Below are 19,070 nucleotides of genomic sequence, written 5' to 3' on the forward strand. Positions count from 1 at the left end.
TTACCAATCAAAACCATCGGGGCGTTCACTCAAAACCAAGGAAATACGTTTTTTGTTTTTTCCCCGGAAGAATTCTACTTCCACACTATCTCCTGGACGATTATCTTCCAAGGCGGAGAAGAGATCACTAAGCGTCGCCGTCTTCATCCCATCCACTTCGGTGATGATATCCCCGCCGAAATAGATGATCGATTGTCCGTATCTCACCCCTTTATCGGGATCTCCCCCTTTGATACCCACCTTCTCGGCATTTCCACCCTTAATCACACGGGAAACCAATAAGCCCTTGGAGATAGGCAGGTTTGCATAACGAACGATACTGGGATCAAGCTGAACAGGCACGATTTCGATCCAGCCGCGGTTCACCTTTCCACTCGCAATCAGCTCCGGAACCACACGTCGGGCGGTATCCACGGGTACGGCAAAACCGATTCCCACCGATCCACCCGAAGGGGAATAGATCATGGTGTTGATACCGACCATTCTCCCTGATGAATCAAGAAGGGGCCCCCCTGAATTACCGGGATTGATGGATGCGTCGGTCTGAATCATATCACGGATAACAAGGTTCTGTCGGGTTCTGACGGGCCTGCCGAGGCCCGAGATAATCCCTGTCGTAAGGGTACGATCATAACCAAATGGGTTTCCGATGGCCAGAACTTTTTGTCCGACCTTCAGCTGGGAAGAATCACCGAAGGCAATAGTCACCAACTCCTTATCACCCGGATCGAACTTCAGAACGGCAAGGTCGTTCTCCTGGTCCTTACCTATAACCTCGCCTTCGTACTGTGAACCATCATAGAGGTTTACAAAAACCTTATAGGCATTCTCAACGACATGGTAATTTGTGAGGATATAACCTCGACGGTCGATGATGGAACCGGAACCGGTACCCCCATCCTGAGGAACAGGTTCGAGAAACCAATTTAGGCTAAGGGTCTCGGTGGTAATGTTCACAACCCCCTTATTCATCGATTCATAGACCTGAATGTTTATCCGCTCATCCTCACTATAGGATGTATTACCGGTCGAGGTCTCCATAAGCCCCTGAGTCTGCGGTGTCGAGCTGGTTTCAAGAACGAAAGGGAGGGGCTCACTCTTAACGTTGGTCGCTTGAACCTCGTCGTCTCCCTTCGGCAGCTTGACCAAACCAAATCCGATCAAAATACATATCAACAGCAACATGCCGCCAATGCTAAAAAAGAGTAACTGGCCTCTGCTGTAGAGTTTCATGGAGCGCTCCTTACGAGTATCTTCCCTCTACTATAAACAGCCGAAGCCCTTTCTGCCAATAGTTCAAAGCCTGCACCAGAAAAGATCGCGGTCGCCGAAACGTCGGAAAGCCACGGCCTCACACAAGGCCTCGGCATCTATCTTCTCCTTGCCGTCAAGGTCCGCAATGGTTCTTCCGACTCGTAAAAGCGAGGCCGAAGCCCTACTGCTGAAGGCAAAACGCTCCACGGCTTGAGAAAAAAGGAGTCCGGCTTCCCTGTCCAGCACACAATAACGGTGTAGCTTTGCATCCGGCAGAAAGCCGTTCAGTACACCTTCCTCACGGTTTCGCCTCTCTTCCCTGTCACGGGCAAGTCGAACTCGTTCCCGAACAACACCTGAACCTTCTCCCGGTGGACCGAGAAACAGTTCGGGGGCAAGGGGCGAACATGGTACTCTGATATCGATTCGGTCCATCAGGGCAGCACCCGCCTTCCTCCAGTAGCGTGCAATCTCTTTTTCGGTACAGCCGCAGCCGCCGTCCGGTCTGCCGAGTCTTCCGCAGGGACAAACATTGGTGGCAAGAATGAGCTGAAACCGTGTAGGAAACCAATAACTACTCCCGCTTCGTGATATGTCGACCCGTCCACGTTCTATGGGCTCACGTAGACTTTGCAGAAGGCTTTCACGAAATTCCAAAGCCTCGTCGAGGAAAAGCACCCCTTCATGTGCCAAGGCCACCTCTCCCGGCCGGTTTTCCTTTTCTCCGCCGATGAGCCCCTCCCGTGTAGCACTATGATGAGGACGCCTGACAGGCGGACGGACCATCAGCGTACCTGATACATTGGAAAAGGGATCGAGGGAATGAATACGGGTTACCTCAAGGGATCGCTCCAGATCGAGATCAGGGAGAATTGAAGGATAGCGGTCGATCGACATGGTTTTACCGCTGCCCGGAGGGCCGAAAAGCAGGAGATGATGTCTCCCTGCAGCGGCTATCTCCAAGGCACGGCGAAGGAGCGAAGAACCCTTAATATCGGAAAAATCTCCGATGCACGCCTCTTCGGAAGGATATTCCCCATGGTCCCCTGGCTGGAAGAGAAAGCGTTTCGTATCGGAAAGAAGGTCGGAAAGTTCCGACAGATATTCGATACCGGCCACCTTGAGCGCCGAAGAGGCGGCCTCCCGTACATTGGATGAAGGAACCAGGATATGCGTGATGCCCGCCGACTTTGCCGCTGCCATGGCGGCCAGCGTTCCCCGAATCGATCGTACTCTGCCCGAAAGCTCCAGTTCACCAAGAATCAGCATTCGCCCGGAAGCAAGGGCCGTTCCGGGCCGTACCTGTCCGGAAGCAAGCAGCAGAGAAATGGCAATGGGAAGGTCGAAAGATGCTCCCCCCTTTTTTAGCCCTGCAGGCGCAAGATTGATCAGGATACGATCCAACGGGAAGGTAAAACCGCTGTTGCGTATCCCTGCCCGGACCCGCTGCCGTGCCTCCCTCACCGCATTATCGGGAAGACCCACGACCTCGATGCCGGGTATCCCCCTTCGCAGATCTACCTCGACATGAACCAAACTCCCCTCATAGCCGTGACCGGCGTATGCAAAAATATCCATCACAACCTCCGCACCTAATAGTACGGAAGAAACGACACGGTTTGTTCTACCCGCTTTTTTACTTTCCTTCTCTGATCGCCTGCTGAACCAAGGCATCACACGCCTCGTTCAGCTCGTTACCGTCATGACCTCGTACCCAACGCCAGGTAACCGTGAGCCTATCATCCAGCTGCTTGAGCCGTTCCCACAATTCACGGTTCTTTACCGCCGAGCCCGAAGCGGTTTTCCACCCCTTCTTAATCCATCCGCTGATCCAGCTGGTGATCCCGTTACGTACATACTGACTATCGGTATGTAGTTCCACAGAAGATTTTTGCAGCGACGTGCTGGAAAGAATGGTTTCCAGAGCGGTAATGACCGCCGTTAATTCCATGCGATTATTGGTTGTGGCCGCTTCAAAACCCCGCTTCTCAATCCGATTATCGGAGGAGAGAATAATACACGCCCAGCCCCCCGGCCCGGGGTTCCCATGGCAACCACCGTCCGTATAGACAATTACAGCTTTTTCTTTTTCGTTCATCGCCCCACTCTACCCGGATACGTGCATCACAGCAAGCGTTTGGGAAAGTTGATTGACTCCCCCCTTGTCCATTCCGTATACTACATGCCGATGGCTGAACAACTAATCGTAAAAAACCTGGAGTTCATAAAGGTTCTTCCTTCCTGGGCCCAGGAACTTTCCTATAAATACCTCTCCAAAACAACGAACCTTTATATCGTACACGGTAATATCAGGGACTTTCTCCCCAACAAAATGATCGAGGGTGAGTTTATTTTCGTCAGGATTCAGGAATTCGTATCCGAGGTCCTTTTCGGCAATAGAGATATTATCGCCTATTACGATCGTTCCTCTGGTATCAATTTCTGTACCCCTGAGATGCGGGATCAGTACATCAAGGTGATGCGTCGTCAATATCCGGATCTGGAACCAGAGGCCTTGATCAGCAGGGATCCCATCAAAGCCTTTGATCTCCTTGAGAAATATTTCCTGCTCAATATCCCCAATAAAAAGCGCATCGTTCTCATCATAGATTACGCCGAAACAATCATCCCCTCTACCGACCTTTCCAGAATGGATGATGAAGACCGCTACTGCCTTGTTACCTTAAATCGGTGGAGCCACGATCCGATTTTTACCCAAGGGGATGTATCGGTCATCCTGCTTACCGAAAATCTGGCGGACCTCAGCCCGCGTCTTGTCGGGACACCCACAACGGTAAAGGTAAACATTCCTATTCCCGATGAAACGGTCAGGCGAAAGTTCCTTGAATTTCTGGATCGCAGGGACGAGCTGATGCTCGAACATCGGCTAAATCCCGAACGAGTGGCAAAGATCACCAGCGGCCTCAACTTGATGAACCTCAACCAACTGGCTGCAGAAAGCTATCAGGAAGATAAACCCATTACCCTTGAATATCTGCGGGTGAAGAAAAAGGAGATTATCGAAAACGAGGGAGCCGGGCTTTTAGAGTTTATCGAATCGGAACATGATCTTTCCATGGTTTCCGGCCACGATTTTGTAAAAAAGCGATTTAAGAGCGCGGCAAGGGCCATTAAGCAGGGCCGATTCGATGTTCTGCCCATGGGGTACCTCATTGCAGGGCCGGTAGGGACCGGAAAGTCCTTCATGGTCACAGCCTTTGCCGGAGAGATCGGTATTCCCATCGTTCGATTTCAGAATTTTCGTTCAAAATGGCAGGGAGTAACCGAATCGAACCTTGAAAAGGCCCTCAACATTCTAAAGGCAATGAGCCCTGTGGGGGTGATGATCGACGAAGCAGACGCCTTTCTCGGGGATCGTAATCAAGAGGGGGACAGCGGCACCAGTAACCGTATCTTTGCTCAGATTGCAAGTTTTATGGGAAATACCGAATATCGCGGTAAAATCATTTGGTTCTTGATCACCTGCCGCCCCGATCTCCTCCCCATCGATTTGAAACGTCAGGGACGGGCGGAAGAGCACCTTGCCCTTTTTTATCCGGAAACCGCGATAGAAAAAGAGGAACTCTTTTCCACCCTAATCAGAAAGCTGAAAATGAAGGTAAAGGAGTTTCCCATCAGCGATTTACTCAAGCGCCATAGATTCGAATCCTCCGGAGCCGATCTTGAATCGATCCTGATCCGCGCAAAATTTAATGCCGCTATGGAAGGGCATGTCATTGTCACAAGGGAAGATATGGAACAGGCCTTTGAGGATTTTATTCCCCCTGCCTATCCCCACGAGATTGAGCTACAGAATTTGGTCGCCGTTTTGGAATGTACAAGCAGAGAGATGGTGCCAAAACGCTTTCAGAATTTGGATCGAACGAAATTGGTAAACCAGATTCGGGATCTTAAAGAACTTCTTGGAGAGCGGGAATGATAACAAAACGAGGAGAAAGCACATGAAGCTTGAACGAAATCCATTCGGCATTACCTCAGACGGTAAGGCCGTCGATTCCATCACCATGGAAAACGGTAACGGTATTCGATGTACCTTTATCACCTATGGTGCATCCCTTACCAGCTTTCGCATGCCGGACAGATCCGGACATATCGACGAACTTACCCTTGGTTTTGATAATCTTGCATCCTACGAGGGAAATCATCCCTATTACGGTGCGACGGTGGGGCGTTTTGCCAACCGCATCGCAAAGGGAAGCTTTTCCATCGACGGGATAGACTACAAGGTAGATATCAACGAACCCCCGAATCATCTCCACGGCGGGAAAGAGGGGTTCAGCAGGAAGATATGGGAGATGTTTCCGATCAGGCGCGAAAAGGAAGCCGGCGCTACCTTTACCCTCACCAGTGAAGATGGCGATGCAGGATTTCCCGGGACCGTCGATGTCTCGCTGACCGTGCTGCTCACCGAAGGGAATGAACTGATTTTTTCCTATACCGCCGTCAGCGATAAACCGACCCCGATCAACCTTACCAATCACAGCTACTGGAACCTTGCAGGTTCATGCAGCAGGCCCATTTACGATCATATCCTCACGCTCCACAGCGATGCCTTTCTCGAGCCGGATGAAGAGCTGATACCAACGGGCCGGAAAATCAATGTGGCTAACACTCCCTTTGACTTTCGTAGTCCAAAAGCCATCGGTCGGGATATAGAGGCGGCCGGCGGCTACGATCACTGTTTCATTCTTAGTCATGAACATGCCCTTTCCATTCCCGCAGCAGAGGTAAAAGATGAAAAAAGCGGCAGAAGCATGACCGTGCTGACCATCAACCCGGGGGTCCAGTTTTATACCGGTAACATGCTTTCAGGTCAGCTCACTCGGGATGGGATCGCAGCCCCCCACTCCGCCTTCTGCCTTGAAACCCAGGAGTTTCCGGACGCCATGAATCACGACAATTTCCCCATGGCTATCTTACGTCCCGGGGAGCGCTACGAACGAAAAACCATGTATCTGTTCTCGGTAGAATAGAAAAAGCTTATATAGTGAAGATAAAGGACCGAAAAAGAAATTATGAATACTCGCCCCTTCCAAGCGCCGCTGAGCCTTTCCAACGATGGAGCCCTGTCTCTCTTCTTCGTGGGTGTCGGCAGTGCCTTTAGTAAAGTCAACTATCAAACCAATATACTGATCATCAAAGGAAGGGAACATCTGCTTATCGATTGCGGAACACGGTGCGGTTACGCTTTCACAGAATTGGGCTCAAACCTTGCCGATATCGATACAATGCTTATCACCCATTCCCATGCCGATCACATAGGAGGCTTGGAAGAGGCGCTTTTAATGGCTCGATACGTGAGGAAGCGAAAAATTAGCCTTATTCTCCCGGTCCCCTACCGTCGAACATTATGGAACTATAGCCTAAAGGGAGGAGTGGCTTTCAACGAACGTCATAACGGCAAAGAGCTTCGTTTTTCGGATGTCGCAAGACTTTTGACTCCCAAACCGATGGATATGTTAGGCAGACAAGCCTACCACTATCGCTTTGGTTCCATTGACCTCAAACTCCTCCGTACCATGCATATCCCCGATAACGCCGAAAGTTGGAAGGATAGTTTCTGGAGCACGGCAGTGGTGATCGACGATCGCATCTTTTTCAGCGGGGATACCCGTTTCGACCCGAAGCTGGTAGAAGAGGTCGAAACGACCTTTGAGCCGGAGATTATATTCCATGACTGTCAATTTTTTACCGGCGGCGTCCACGCGGGGATCGACGAGCTTGCAATCTTACCTGCGGCGGTAAAAAAGAAAATGCTACTTGTCCATTACGGAGATGATTGGGAAAAGCAAACCACTCGGGTAAGGGAGCTGGGCTTTGCTGGACTTACTCGACAGTGGCTTTTTTACGATTTCCCGGAAAAGAAGCATTAACTCAGCATCCCTTCAATAATCATCTCAACCGCCTGCTCTTCGGAAAGGCCCCGGCTCATAAGGGTCTGAAGCTGCTTCGAATCGACCGAACCTATTGCAGCCTCGTGGGTAACATGGGCCTTGGGGTCTTCCACCTGGACAACAGGAACGGCCTTTGCCCTGGCCCTGTCCTGCACAATTTCGTTGCAATCCACATGGCCGGTTGCATAGGGAGCAGAGGCGCGCAGATCGTTGAATATTTCGGCAACGGCGTCCCCTCTCAAAGCGATATGAGAAGCAAGCAAGCCCTTTGAATAGGCTCCTGCAAGATGCCCTGCCTCCCGTATCCTGATTTTGTCATTACCCTTGCCGCTAATCCGAGAGATGAGTTCCATTGTAGCCTTGGGACCGCACTCCACCTCGTAATCGATATCGATGGAACCGACCCGCCCCTTGATAAGCTCGAATTCCGACGAGAAAAAGGCCCCCTCCTTCAACTCAACCTGAGCCTTCGGAACAACCGTAAGCCCTCCTTCGGGGCTGTGGATGTGTCGCTCAAAATAACGATAGCTTGCATTCTTTTCAAGAACGATCTTTGCATCCATCAGATGAGTCACGTCACGTGCGTTTGGAAAGGTGCAGTGAGCAACAAATTCCGCTTTCGCCCCCTCCTCTATCAGGACATCCATCTCAATTCGCTGCATACCCTGTTCAGGAAGGATACCGAAGCAGAAATAAACGGGCTTCTCGAGTTCGACCCCGGCAGCGAGGCGTATGATAACCGAAACGCCATCTTCCCGCTCCTCGGATTCAACGGAAAGCCCCGGCAAGGTGTGGGTCCCAAGGACCTTGTTTCCATGAATTTCCACATGGGCCGTATCTTCGCCGAATTGATGCTTATGCATATTAATTGAAGCAAGAAGCCTTTCCAAAGCCTCGTTACGATTGCTTGTACCATCATCCATTCTCACGGCGTAACCTCTCATCCCATACGGGATTATTTTTGTGCACACAAGGGACACAATGCCCCGTAAAATAACCGCTCATTCTTTCTACACGCCCCTTGTCCACTACCTGACCATTACACAGCAAAAACGAGTGATCAGCCCTTTTCAGGACTTCGGGAGAATGGGTTATCAGGATAACCGTCGTTCCCCAGTTGCGGAGCTTTTCCAGCACATCAAAAATGTAGTTGATTGCCTCGATATCGACACCTGAATCGGGTTCATCCATAAGAACCACATCAGGGCGCATCGCCACGATGGAAGCCAGTTCGATGCGCTTGCGCTCACCACCACTGAGGGTTTTATCTACATTTCTGACAAGATAACGGTCGGGGTCGAGACCGACAAGCTTCAGCATCTCTCCAGAATCAACGGAACTGCCTTTTGCCTCGGCGGCACTGCGAATAAAACTGTCTACTCCGATGCCTTGAAAACGGGCAGGCTCCTGCCAGGCAAGGGTGATGCCACGACGAGCGCGCTTATCAACCGGCAGCTTTTCGATACGTTCACCCCGGTGAAAAATGGCTCCGGTGTGCCCCAGATAATCAGGTAAGCCCATAATGGTATGGGCAAGAGTACTTTTCCCGGCTCCGTTCGGGCCAACCACCGCGTGGATATGCCCCTCCCAGAAACTCATGCTCACCGAATCCAGTATCTTATGCCCATCCAGGATGAGCGTTACATCCTCCAGCCGAATCACCGTATCCGGCTCTTTGTCCTCCATCACTTATCTCCCCTCGAGCAGAAGCTCAATATAATAGCGCTTTTCAAATTCCGTTTCCGCAATCCCCAAGCGGTCAAAGATGGATCGAATGTTGTCCGCCGCCTTTTGCGGAGGTAAGGAATCCATAGTTTCGGGAAGAACAACTTCGATCTCGATAAAGTAACCGAGGCCACTTACTTCACACAATTCGATATGCGCGGAATCAAGATAGTAGCTGTATCCTTTTTTTTCTTTAGTAATATAGTGAGAATATCCGAAGAAAAAAAGCATATCCTCAAAAGAGGACGCAGGATCGACGTTGAATTCGACCTCGCGGTTTATTTCAACCTTTCCACGGAAAGATTTCTCTTTTCGGGTGACCACGGCTGGAGAATTTTCCAAGGATTTCGGATCGAGATAACGTATACGAATGAGTTGATCACTGTCATGCATCCCCTTGGAGGGAGCATAGTAATAGTCCAGCTTATGAAACGCAGCGTCAAAACGAGCCTCTCGTCGAAGGAAGTCCTCTATTCTATGCCGTTCTTCCTCACTTCGAACCCAAGCCTTTGCCTCAACCTCGAAGGACAAGCCCTACTCCTTCCAAGGAAAGATCATTCCCTTAAGGCTACGATGCCCGACCAGCTCACGTTCTTCGACAAGCAAAGCATCCCAGGGAATCTTTCGGCGGTCGGCTTCGGCTTCCTCCTCAAGATAATCGTACTTTTTCATCAGAACCCTCAAGGCCCCCTGCCTTGCGAGGAGCACAGAAGAGAGCCCCGGCATGAGAAGAGCCGTCAAACAACTAAAAAGCATGGTAAAAAGCGCATGAAATGCCATAAAAATAGTAAAACCCGTATTATCGAAAAAAAGAATAAAACACTTTTTCAGAATAGTTTTCATGTCGCCGGGAAGTTGCACAAGGAGAGGGAAAAACCACTGTCCGGCAAGCCACCAAGCGATAGAAATCCAAAAGATGAGGCTCAGGGCAGCAAGGCCTACCACACCACCGAGCTGATAATAAAAAGGTACGATTATGGTAAGCAGGAATATATGGACAGCATTGATAAGTCCGAAGAAAAATGATTTTGGAAAGGCCTTTCCTATTGCCTTGAAAAGCCCTCGCAAATCGGGGCGTTTATAAGCGGCCATCTCGCCGGCGAGATGGGCAACACCCCCGTTGTAAAGAGTTAAAAGAATGACAGCCAACAAAGAGACAAGCATAGTAACTTGCCACCCTTCTCCCAAAAGCATCGGCAGGTATGCGGCAGCGGCAATAATGATAATCAGCCCCAGATTAAGGACAATGAGTGAAAGAAGATTGTCCCACCCGTCAAAAAACGCTTTCTTGATAAAAAAACCGGTCATACGTACTATCCTATCCTTCTGAAGCAGAAGCTTCAAGCTGATTGCCGGTCAACTTTACCGAAGCGTAATGCAGGATAGGCAAGCCCGGATATGAGTCCGAGAAACAGCATTGCATATCCGATTCCCAATCTGTCGGCCGCAAGGCCGAAGAGCGGCGAAAAAATCGCCACCAGAATCGTTTTCAACTGACTCTCCCCCGAAAGCCCGGTAGCCATCACCGAATTCTTTATTCGATCGCTAAGCAGTCCCAGACTTGCCGGGCGCCGTACGTTTTCGAGCAGGTAATAGAAAATAAATACGATGATTGCGGCGACTTTCAGGCCAAGCAAAAGGAATATGCCGACCAATAGCATGGCCCCTACCGAACAGAGGAAGGTGGCATTTAGTCCACCATATTTTTGAGAAAAACGATTATGAAATCTGCCTGATCGACTGCTGGCCACACTCGTGAGAAGATACAAAACCATGTAGACGATTCCGGAAATCAGTGCAACCCGCTGATTCCCCTCCAAAAAAGCAAAGACAGGAAGCGCCAAAGCAAGGGCCTTTAGAATCGGCTGAACATAGTCCTTCACGGTTTTGAAGGAAGCATCAAAAAGACTTGAATTCAGAAGGGCCTGTCTGACCATGGGATCTCGGAACATGGAGGAAAAATCCCTCACGGTTTGTTTCATCATTTCAACTCTGCCCCGGGACCTGCGATCGGCGCACTCTTCATCACTATCGCAGGAAAAATCCAGCTCTTTCGGGTAGGTCAAAATCAAGCCCATTGCTGCTATGTAGGGAACAATACTCCAGAGAAACACGATCCGGTAGCTACCGGAAAAGAACACCAGCAATGCGGCAATCAAAGCGGAAAGTGCAGAACCCTTCTGAGACCAGCCTCGCGTATGACCATAATACTCTACCTTTTGTTCGGCCATCCCGTTGCGCTTTAGGTACTCCATAATCATCGCCTTATGGGTTCCTGAACGGAAACTCTCACCAAGGGCAAAGGCAATCATAGCGATAGCATAGAATGAAAAGCCGGGGAAAAGATAGAAAATTGTAAAGCTGATAATATAGCTAAGGAAAGCACAAATCATTGCAGTTCTGCGGCCAAGGGTATCGGCAACAATACCGGTTGGAATTTCCGTAATATTTGTTGCAAGCTCGCGAACAGAATAAAGAACTCCTATTTGAAAAAAACTGATTCCCATTTCCCGGAAAAAGAGAACAAGAAATGGATCGAAAAACTGAAGATTTTTCAGGAAGCCATACAAAGAAAACTTCCAAAACTGGAGGTCTTTCTTTATTTGAGAAGAAGCCATCCTGTCCCCTCCTTGTAAACAGCAAAAAGCCCCCTTCCTTGTAAAAGGGGCCATTGGTAGTGGATATGATATATCACTGCATAATATAACGGTTTTCTAACCTTTACAAGGATTCCTGGAATGCTATTCGCACGGGGCTATGGTAAGAATTCAAGGCTTTACTTCCTGCACGATTTCAACCGAGCAGCAGTTGTCGCCCTTCCACAAGGTCTTTTTTGTGGTGATCCTGGCAGTAGGATCGATGGCGTGAGCCATTTGATACATCGGTTCAAGGCAGTACATGTTGCAGGGATCGGAGGTCCCCATACTGCGGCAGATGCCGACGAACTTACATGTTTTGCTCTCAATGGTGGTGGTGCTTTCTTTTTTTGATACTTCCCAGTCGGCACATTCAAACATGGCTGCCGAAAAGAGAAAGGGTTCTTCCACCTTGGTGAATTGGAAGGCCTCTTTCATGCGCTGAGCGTTCAACTCACCGAATTGGTGTTTGATCTCCGCCGCCTTTTCCTTGATGCCTGTGTCATCCAAAATCTTCTGATGCATGCCGAACTCACCCAAAAACGCGGTTTGTAAAAAATTGATTCTGCTTTTATCATCAATCTCCATAGTCTTCTCCTTTACATGGTTTATTGTTATGTGGAGACGAAAAGGGAAAAGGTGACCGACAAAATTCAGAAAAGACAGACAGGAAATAGCTAAGTGGCAGGCTGGAATGTATTACTTATCATTTTCGAAGTAAAACCAGGTAGAAATTATGGTTTTTCGGCAACATCGGTGGTGAGCAACGCAAGCCAGTAATTCTTTGAGGGTAGCAGACCTCCTATCGCTTGAATCCGGCCGGTCTCTTTGATAACTGCGTGCACCTTGTCGTATTCCGCGGATAAATCCACGTCATCCACGGCCTGTCGAATGGTACAGGTGCACGAATCTTCATGATTGACCAGCCGACATTGCTGTGTGAGATAGGCTTCCATCTTTTTATTGGCCCTGGATACCCGTTTTCGCAAGGTAGCGACCTCAACCCCGAAAATGCGGCTTAGTTCCGAGTACGGCAAGGGAATAACATCGCGAAATAAGTAAAGCAGGCGGTCTTCCGGGTTCAGGCAATGGAGCATTGCAGTCAGGCAGTGATCACAACTCTCCTTAACCCAGGCCTCTTTTTCAGGGTCGGCATTACCGGGGATATCGATAGGATTCTCAGCGTAGTATGCATTCAGCTCGTCTCTACCGTAGACACCTTCTTTGTTCGCATGGCGAAGAATAGTCCGTCTGGCAACCGTGTACACCCAGGTGCTCACCGCTGAGTCACCCCGAAAACTCTTCCAGCTACGAACGATCTCAACCCATGCCTCCTGCGCAGCTTCTTCCGCCACGGCGCGGTTAGAGATCATGCGTCGACTTAAGGAAGAGACCTTCGGGCCAAAATCTATAGCTATCCGTTCAAGGTTGGGACGTAGTATATCCATGGAGCAAAGTCTACCGATCATAAGCGTCCCCGACAAGATAGAGCGGTCCTCTGCGATTGGATGATATTTTCCTGTTATGAGATGTTTCGAGAGCGAATAACCACGATTTGCATAAATGCAAATCGTGGTTGTATGAAAACTGATCTTAGTTGCGACGATTATGAATTCGATATGCGTCACTTACCAACAGAATTGATATGATCTGCTGTCCCATCAGTACATAGTACTCCTGCCTCATCATCAATAAAGCAGCGCAAATATTACCGACCGATAGCCAGATATAACCTGCCGATTTGGATTTTGCAAGAAAATACGTACCGAAAAGGAAACCGGATGCTATTCCAATTTCCATGACTTGATTGAGAGTTATTAAGCCGCCAAAGTCGTAAAGACTAAGGAACAAACCGGTAGCGATCATGCATTGGGCAAGATGGTTCAACCCCCGACACAAACCCAATGTACCGTTCCCTCGCCGTACAATGATATATCCCATAAGAATAGAAGGAACACCACTTGTCTCAACGGCAGCGGCTATCCAGTTATGTTCCGATATGAAAATAAGAACCCAGAAAGGAACTCCTATTAGATAAAACATCCAGGCGGCCATACGCCACTTTTGTTGATTTCGAGGGCCTTTTGTACGTTCGGCCATAGCAAAAAATACTTTGTTGAGAAGATAAAATAGGCCGCCCGCAAATTGCAGAAATAGATTAACCATATATTGAACCTCTATGCGTCGAATAAACTAATAGCGATAAATCGACAGTGCTGCCGAAGCGCTACAGGACTTGAAAAGAGAATGCGAATTTGAGTTTATTCGGAGGCGGCGGAGAGGTAGAAAAAGATATAGGGCAAAAAGAAAGAGGCTTGGCAAGTTTCAGGGAGATACTATTGAATAGAACTGTTTTGGCCATTATATACTCCCAAAATCCCAAGCAAAAACCAACAATAGAATGTACCTTTTCGTTTGTGCGTTGTCAATCCAGGTTCTTTCCGGTACCTTTGGAAAAGATGTATGCTAAGTTTCCATAAAAAGATAGGAAAAATTACCTATATGATATATACTATGAATTCATAAGCCATGGAAGCGTAGCTTATCTATCCTCTGGAATAAACGCTCCATAGTTGCTCCTATCAAGCCGGCAGAACGTTGTTTTGCCGGCTTTTTTGCTTAAACGCACAGGCTTTGATAGAGAATCCTATTCTTCTTTTTTTATTCGTAAGAAGATACAACTGGAAAGTCCAAATACGATACCTGACAAAATCCATATCCCCGAAATTTTTATTATTCCTACTAACAAACTATACGCCAGAGAACCGATAATCCCACCAAACTGCATCATCAGAGACGAAAGCGACAACAGTGATGATCGTTTTTCATCTGGAATTACCGAATTCAAAACCGTTCCCTCTGGTATACTTAACATTCCATTTACCATGAAAAGCAATAAATATATTGAGGCAAAAGAAAATAACCTTGCTTGAAATGATAGAACAATTATCAAGACACCTGTTATTATCCTGCCCAGGAACAGCAATACATTGGGCTTATCACTTTTTTTCCTTAAAATCAAATTTATTATGCCGACACCTACCAACGAAGCCAAAAAATATCCGCTATTTATTACTCCGAAGATCCATGTCTTTGTTTCACCTTTTAAAATCCAGCTCATTTTAGGCTGCCAGTATAATTCTATGGCATTAAAACAGAAGCCCCAAATCATAGTTCCGAATATCAATAAGATAATTTTTCTGCTATTCGCTACTGTGCGCAAAGATTCTTTTACATACTTACTCAATCGTTTGTTCGTCTTTGTTGTATCGGCCGGTTCTTTTACCACTAGTAGCGTACATATAAATATGAGGAAAAGTATCAGAATCTGTGCCGTAAGATTACCATTATATCTATTTTGACCTGGAAAATACTTTTCCCAGACCATAGGTATTACGCCACCTGTCAAAGCCCCCATAGATAGTCCTAAAATTTCCCCCGCATTTAATATGCTAAGAAACTTATGAAGGCTCTCTTTTCCATGATCTTTGATGTATTTGTTTATGAACAAAGCCTCAATTGACCCCGATGAAAAGGCCCTTGAAACTCCATACATCGCAAACCCAACAAAAAGAGTAACAATACTATTCGAAAAAAAGACAATGGTATAACCGACAATAGCTATGATAAGCGAAAACTGATAAACCGTTTTTTGCCCTACTATGTCAGAAATAATACCACTTGGAAACTCAAATATAACGATGAATATAGAATAGAGAGCGGTAATCAATCCTAATGTATCGACACCACTGCCTTTCGACAACATCATCAGCGACATGACAGAAGTACCAATACCCACTGAAAACCAATGAAAAAATCGATTTAAAAAAGGTATGATAGACGCTTTCTCGATTGACATGCTCTTATATATTTACTTTTTTACCAACCAATGTCCACCATGCATATGAATCAACCCCAACACTTGCATGGCAATCTAACCATTCTAAATATTCATGCTCACTAAAATTATCAATACGTACATTTTAGTGGCGAAGGGATTTGAACCCCTGACCGAACGGATATGAGCCGTTTGCTCTACCAACTGAGCTACGCCACCATGTTGAACGACGCACACTATACCAATCACCCTTTTTTATGTCAATATCTTTATGATTTTTTACCGGAAGGAGTACTTCATATGACACACTCATACACATTGACCGTCCGGAGTTACGAATGCGATATGCATCGCCATGTAAACAACGCGGTCTACCTCAATTATCTGGAAGCGGCTCGAATGGGTTTCTTGAACGACGTCGACTTTGATTATGAAGCATTTCTCGACGCGGGATACGCTCTTTTTGTCGTCAATATTAATGCCCCTGCATTCCTCAACGATATACTGACGGTGCAGACAAGCCCTATAAAACGAAAACGCTTATCCGGCACATTCCTCCAGGAAGTGAAGAGGAAAGAGGCCTTACTGGCGAGGGCGGAAGTGACCTGGGCTTGCGTCAATCACTCAGGCAAACCCGTCCCGTTGCCGGAAGAATTTTCCGGACCTTGGATTGATCCCGAACCTGTGACGGTGGCGTAAATCTCAGATCAGTTTAGCAGCCCGGCCTTGGGCCGTCAGCTTGGCATTCCAGTAATTTCGTTTTAGGTAATCCTGACGGTCCACAGGAACCTCTATGCGGCTGCTGATTCCCTGAACGGAACGTAGTGCCTTTGACAGCTGTGTAAGGCGGTCGAGACCTTCTTGTGTCCCCCCTTGGCCGCTATCCGACATTGTCAGTGTCTGAAAGAAGAGGTAGAGATGGCTGTAAGGATCGTTGTCCGCCAGTTTCTCTTCACGGGTGATCCTTGACAGCTCCTGTTTCGCCTCCTCAATCCGTCCGATTCTGGAAAGGATAAGTCCACGCCATGCCCTTGCCATTTGATAAAGCACCCCATGTCCACCGGGAACGGCAAAAGCAAGATCCTCAACACAGGCGAAGCCGGACTCCCAGTTCCACGGCAGGGGGCGGGAAAAGAGCTTGAGCCGATCTTTCTCAAGTCGGCAAGAGGATTCAATGGCCTCGAAGGCCTGATCGTACCGTTCATCGAGAAAAGCCGCTTCGGATAGAAAAAAGAGATGCTCCGGATTATCGACAGAAGGGGATAAACGTTTTATTGCGGATTCGATTTTTCCCTGATAGGTTTGACACCTTGCTATCCATCCTTCAACCATTTCGAAATACCCCTCTTCCGGATACAGAAGCGCATTGTTCAGGCAAATGAAAAATCGATTTAAGGCCTCTTCGTAACGACCAAGCGCAAACAAAACACGGGCGCAAAGGAAATCGGCATAGAGTTCCCATTGCCGTTTGCCACTGTTACGCGCAAGAACGGCACCTCTTTCGGCTTCCCGAAGGGCAGCACTCATGTTACCACCGAGAAATACCGCAAGGGCGCTCCACAGAGCGACCTCCTCCGAATGATCCTCCTCATCGGGAGAAAACCCCACTTCACCCGCAATGTTGAAATAGTCTTTTGCCTCATCGATCCTACCCATTGCAAGGATGACACGCCCGAGCAGAAGATTCGCCACCGCTTCTCCTGGAGTTCCGGGTAGATCCTGCAGCTCAAGGAGGGCCGCTTTGGCAGGCTCCATCGCCTTTCGATATGCATGAACGGCAAGTAGATACTCTCCTAATGCCAGACGACGCAGATTACGGACCTTCCAATCCCGAGGTTCGGGGCGTTCGTTAAAAAGGGAGATAATCTCTTTCGCAAGAGAATCTCGCCCTTCTTGAATCGCCGACAGCAGGTAGAGTGCCTGCAAATGATCGCTGAGTTCCCCCTCTCCCGGCGAAAGCCGATGCAAGCTCTTTGTGGCCTCTTCAAAAAAAGGGGTGGCAAGCGAAAGGCGGCCGGAACACACCAGGCGGCCAAGGCGATCGAGAAGCCACGATGCGCTCTGGTCTGCAGGCTGCTCCTCCAACATGATACTGTTGTTTCGATAAGCATTCCTGCCAGAGCCCTCCGTATCCTTGCTGAGATAGACGGTAAAGAAAGACGCAAGCTTTTCACCTTCGCCCCCCAGCTCCCGCTTCAGGTAATCCCTCAACTCGGGAAAAACCGGCCGCAGCAGTTCCGATTCGGCCAAAAGCCCCAAATCGATAAGATCGGTAGCGATGGTACGGAATTCTCCCGGCTCAACTGAATCAATTCCGAAAAGCGCCCGTAGCTGCTCTGCAGAATAGAGCCCCCCGGTGATAAAGGTAAGATAAAGCAATTTTTGGTGAAAGACAGGCAACTCACGGATAAGTCGTTTTGTGGCGGCAAGACCGGAAAACCCCCTTGAGCCCCTGCGCAGCAACAAACCCATATGGTAGAGGCTTATCGCCGTTTCCTCTTTTTCAACGTCCAAACCGACAAGGAGCTCCTCATCTACCATCCGAGTCAACTCTTTCTGATGCCACAGTTGAAAAGCCATCTTGTTAACCGCATAGTCGGAAAACTCGGCCGGGAGCTCCCCCTCCCTACTCGAAATCACGGCAAGCAAGCCCTCTTTGCCCTGGTGTAGGCCGAAACACCGGGAAAGCGAACGAACCGTTTCCCTCCTGTATCTATCAAGCCCCTCTATGAACAAAATAGGCGGAAGCAACGCCGCTTTCATCTCTGCAACGTATGCTTCAAGATAGAGGGCGAAAATCAACTCGGCATCCTCTCTTCTCACCGTTTCGGGATCACGTTCAAGTAGGTGAAAAAGGGAATTCCAGCAAACCATGGAACCGGGAGAAAGCATGGACGCAATGCCTTTCCATCCCCGTCTGACCATTGCCTCCAGAAGGGGAACACCGACGCCGGTGAATCCTTCTGGAGGTTCTATCCGAAGAAACGGGAGGTCCTCTTTTCGAAATGCAATATGCCGTCGCAGATAGTCCAAAGCATGAATTTTCCCACTTCCCGGAGGTCCCCAAAGAAAAAGGATCCCCGTCTTTTCACCGTTCAGAAAGGGGGTAAAGCTATCAAGAAGCCCATCCATTGAGCAGTGGCCATCGAGAAACGTCAAAATCGAATCATGGTTGTCGGTGGAATCCTTTCGGCTACCGGTTACAAGAAACCCTTGTTCCTCTTTGCTTAACTCGGCAAATGGAGAGAAAAGCTCGGCAGCACCAGGCTCCATCCAGAAGGAACCATCAGGCTTTACGGTAAAAAGATAGCGCCAAAGCTTTGCTTCGAGCTCTTCATCATCTCCGAACTCCTCCTTCACAACAACAAAATTAAGGCCCCGAAGTTTTCTCGCCTTTGCCTCAAGCATGCTCCAGCCATGGAGAAGCTTTTCAAAGAGTCCCCCAAGCTCGCGCTTCCCAGGAGAAAAGCGATAGAGCAAAACCGAACCGAAGTTCCGAGGGGCTTCGATAGCCCAAGCGAGAAAAAGGTGATTAAGGGAGGAGCATAGCTCATTGATAAGCTCCGGCTCTATCACTTTTAATTGTTCCAGACCATTGATTTCTATCAATACATCTACCATTATTGTTATTGTAACGTTATAGAGGAAAATGGCAAAGCAGAATTCATATGTCTTACATCAGCTATAAAGGAAAAAAGTATC

General features: G+C 48.4%; 17 protein-coding genes and 1 tRNA gene. 4 read left to right on the forward strand and 14 right to left on the reverse strand.

Annotated elements, in window-relative coordinates; all coding sequences use genetic code 11:
• The 3 genes from F459_RS0116835 to rnhA all read right to left on the reverse strand — a co-directional run bounded on the left by F459_RS0116835 (window position 1) and on the right by rnhA (window position 3,352).
• Window positions 1-1,233 (reverse strand): S1C family serine protease, encoded by a 1,233-nt coding sequence (locus tag F459_RS0116835; protein ID WP_020613882.1) that lies wholly within the window; start codon window positions 1,231-1,233, stop codon window positions 1-3.
• Between the two features lie 63 nt (window positions 1,234-1,296).
• Window positions 1,297-2,832, reverse strand: a complete 1,536-nt coding sequence (locus tag F459_RS0116840) for a YifB family Mg chelatase-like AAA ATPase (RefSeq protein WP_020613883.1) — start codon at window positions 2,830-2,832, stop codon at window positions 1,297-1,299.
• 58 nt (window positions 2,833-2,890) lie between these two features.
• Window positions 2,891-3,352 carry a ribonuclease HI gene (rnhA, locus tag F459_RS0116845; RefSeq protein ID WP_020613884.1) on the reverse strand — a complete coding sequence of 154 codons (462 nt, stop codon included), beginning with the start codon at window positions 3,350-3,352 and terminating at the stop codon, window positions 2,891-2,893.
• A gap of 84 nt (window positions 3,353-3,436) precedes the next feature.
• On the opposite strand from rnhA, the gene F459_RS0116850 reads away from it, so the two are divergent.
• The 3 genes from F459_RS0116850 to F459_RS0116860 are packed head-to-tail and all read left to right on the forward strand — an operon-like array spanning window position 3,437 to window position 7,148.
• Window positions 3,437-5,194, forward strand: coding sequence for an ATP-binding protein (locus F459_RS0116850; protein ID WP_026295081.1), 1,758 nt, complete (start codon window positions 3,437-3,439; stop codon window positions 5,192-5,194).
• Between the two features lie 22 nt (window positions 5,195-5,216).
• Window positions 5,217-6,248, forward strand: coding sequence for an aldose epimerase family protein (locus F459_RS0116855; protein WP_020613886.1), 1,032 nt, complete (start codon window positions 5,217-5,219; stop codon window positions 6,246-6,248).
• 42 nt (window positions 6,249-6,290) lie between these two features.
• Window positions 6,291-7,148, forward strand: a complete 858-nt coding sequence (locus F459_RS0116860) for an MBL fold metallo-hydrolase (RefSeq protein ID WP_020613887.1) — start codon at window positions 6,291-6,293, stop codon at window positions 7,146-7,148.
• On the opposite strand, the gene F459_RS0116865 is transcribed toward F459_RS0116860, so the two are convergent.
• The 10 genes from F459_RS0116865 to F459_RS0116910 all read right to left on the reverse strand — a co-directional run bounded on the left by F459_RS0116865 (window position 7,145) and on the right by F459_RS0116910 (window position 15,587).
• Complete coding sequence (locus F459_RS0116865; RefSeq protein ID WP_020613888.1) at window positions 7,145-8,092, reverse strand: SufB/SufD family protein; 948 nt, start codon at window positions 8,090-8,092, stop codon at window positions 7,145-7,147. The genes F459_RS0116860 and F459_RS0116865 overlap by 4 nt on opposite strands.
• On the reverse strand, window positions 8,085-8,855 hold the full coding sequence (locus tag F459_RS0116870) for an ATP-binding cassette domain-containing protein (protein WP_033301968.1): 771 nt from the start codon (window positions 8,853-8,855) through the stop codon (window positions 8,085-8,087). The genes F459_RS0116865 and F459_RS0116870 overlap by 8 nt, the downstream gene beginning before the upstream one ends.
• A gap of 3 nt (window positions 8,856-8,858) precedes the next feature.
• Window positions 8,859-9,425 (reverse strand): class IV adenylate cyclase, encoded by a 567-nt coding sequence (cyaB, locus tag F459_RS0116875; protein WP_020613890.1) that lies wholly within the window; start codon window positions 9,423-9,425, stop codon window positions 8,859-8,861.
• A gap of 3 nt (window positions 9,426-9,428) precedes the next feature.
• Complete coding sequence (locus F459_RS0116880; RefSeq protein ID WP_020613891.1) at window positions 9,429-10,202, reverse strand: hypothetical protein; 774 nt, start codon at window positions 10,200-10,202, stop codon at window positions 9,429-9,431.
• A 32-nt stretch (window positions 10,203-10,234) separates the two neighbouring features.
• On the reverse strand, window positions 10,235-11,512 hold the full coding sequence (locus F459_RS0116885) for an MFS transporter (protein WP_020613892.1): 1,278 nt from the start codon (window positions 11,510-11,512) through the stop codon (window positions 10,235-10,237).
• Between the two features lie 150 nt (window positions 11,513-11,662).
• Window positions 11,663-12,118, reverse strand: a complete 456-nt coding sequence (locus tag F459_RS0116890; RefSeq protein WP_020613893.1) for an L-2-amino-thiazoline-4-carboxylic acid hydrolase — start codon at window positions 12,116-12,118, stop codon at window positions 11,663-11,665.
• 146 nt (window positions 12,119-12,264) lie between these two features.
• Window positions 12,265-12,978, reverse strand: a complete 714-nt coding sequence (locus tag F459_RS22515; RefSeq protein ID WP_169517958.1) for an RNA polymerase sigma factor — start codon at window positions 12,976-12,978, stop codon at window positions 12,265-12,267.
• Between the two features lie 145 nt (window positions 12,979-13,123).
• Window positions 13,124-13,630 (reverse strand): hypothetical protein, encoded by a 507-nt coding sequence (locus tag F459_RS0116900; RefSeq protein ID WP_245540210.1) that lies wholly within the window; start codon window positions 13,628-13,630, stop codon window positions 13,124-13,126.
• 547 nt (window positions 13,631-14,177) lie between these two features.
• Window positions 14,178-15,389 carry an MFS transporter gene (locus F459_RS0116905; protein ID WP_020613896.1) on the reverse strand — a complete coding sequence of 404 codons (1,212 nt, stop codon included), beginning with the start codon at window positions 15,387-15,389 and terminating at the stop codon, window positions 14,178-14,180.
• Between the two features lie 125 nt (window positions 15,390-15,514).
• Window positions 15,515-15,587, reverse strand: a tRNA-Met gene (locus tag F459_RS0116910).
• Between the two features lie 81 nt (window positions 15,588-15,668).
• Between F459_RS0116910 and F459_RS0116915 the strand changes: the two genes are divergently transcribed.
• The gene (locus F459_RS0116915) at window positions 15,669-16,067 is read left to right on the forward strand and encodes an acyl-CoA thioesterase (RefSeq protein ID WP_020613897.1); all 399 of its coding nucleotides are present in this window, start codon (window positions 15,669-15,671) and stop codon (window positions 16,065-16,067) included.
• A gap of 3 nt (window positions 16,068-16,070) precedes the next feature.
• Here the strand turns inward: F459_RS0116915 and F459_RS0116920 are convergent, their stop codons facing one another.
• Window positions 16,071-18,989 carry a tetratricopeptide repeat protein gene (locus F459_RS0116920; protein WP_051086183.1) on the reverse strand — a complete coding sequence of 973 codons (2,919 nt, stop codon included), beginning with the start codon at window positions 18,987-18,989 and terminating at the stop codon, window positions 16,071-16,073.
• Window positions 18,990-19,070: the final 81 nt, after the last annotated feature.

Source organism: Sediminispirochaeta bajacaliforniensis DSM 16054 (genome assembly GCF_000378205.1).
GTDB classification, from domain to species: domain Bacteria; phylum Spirochaetota; class Spirochaetia; order DSM-16054; family Sediminispirochaetaceae; genus Sediminispirochaeta; species Sediminispirochaeta bajacaliforniensis.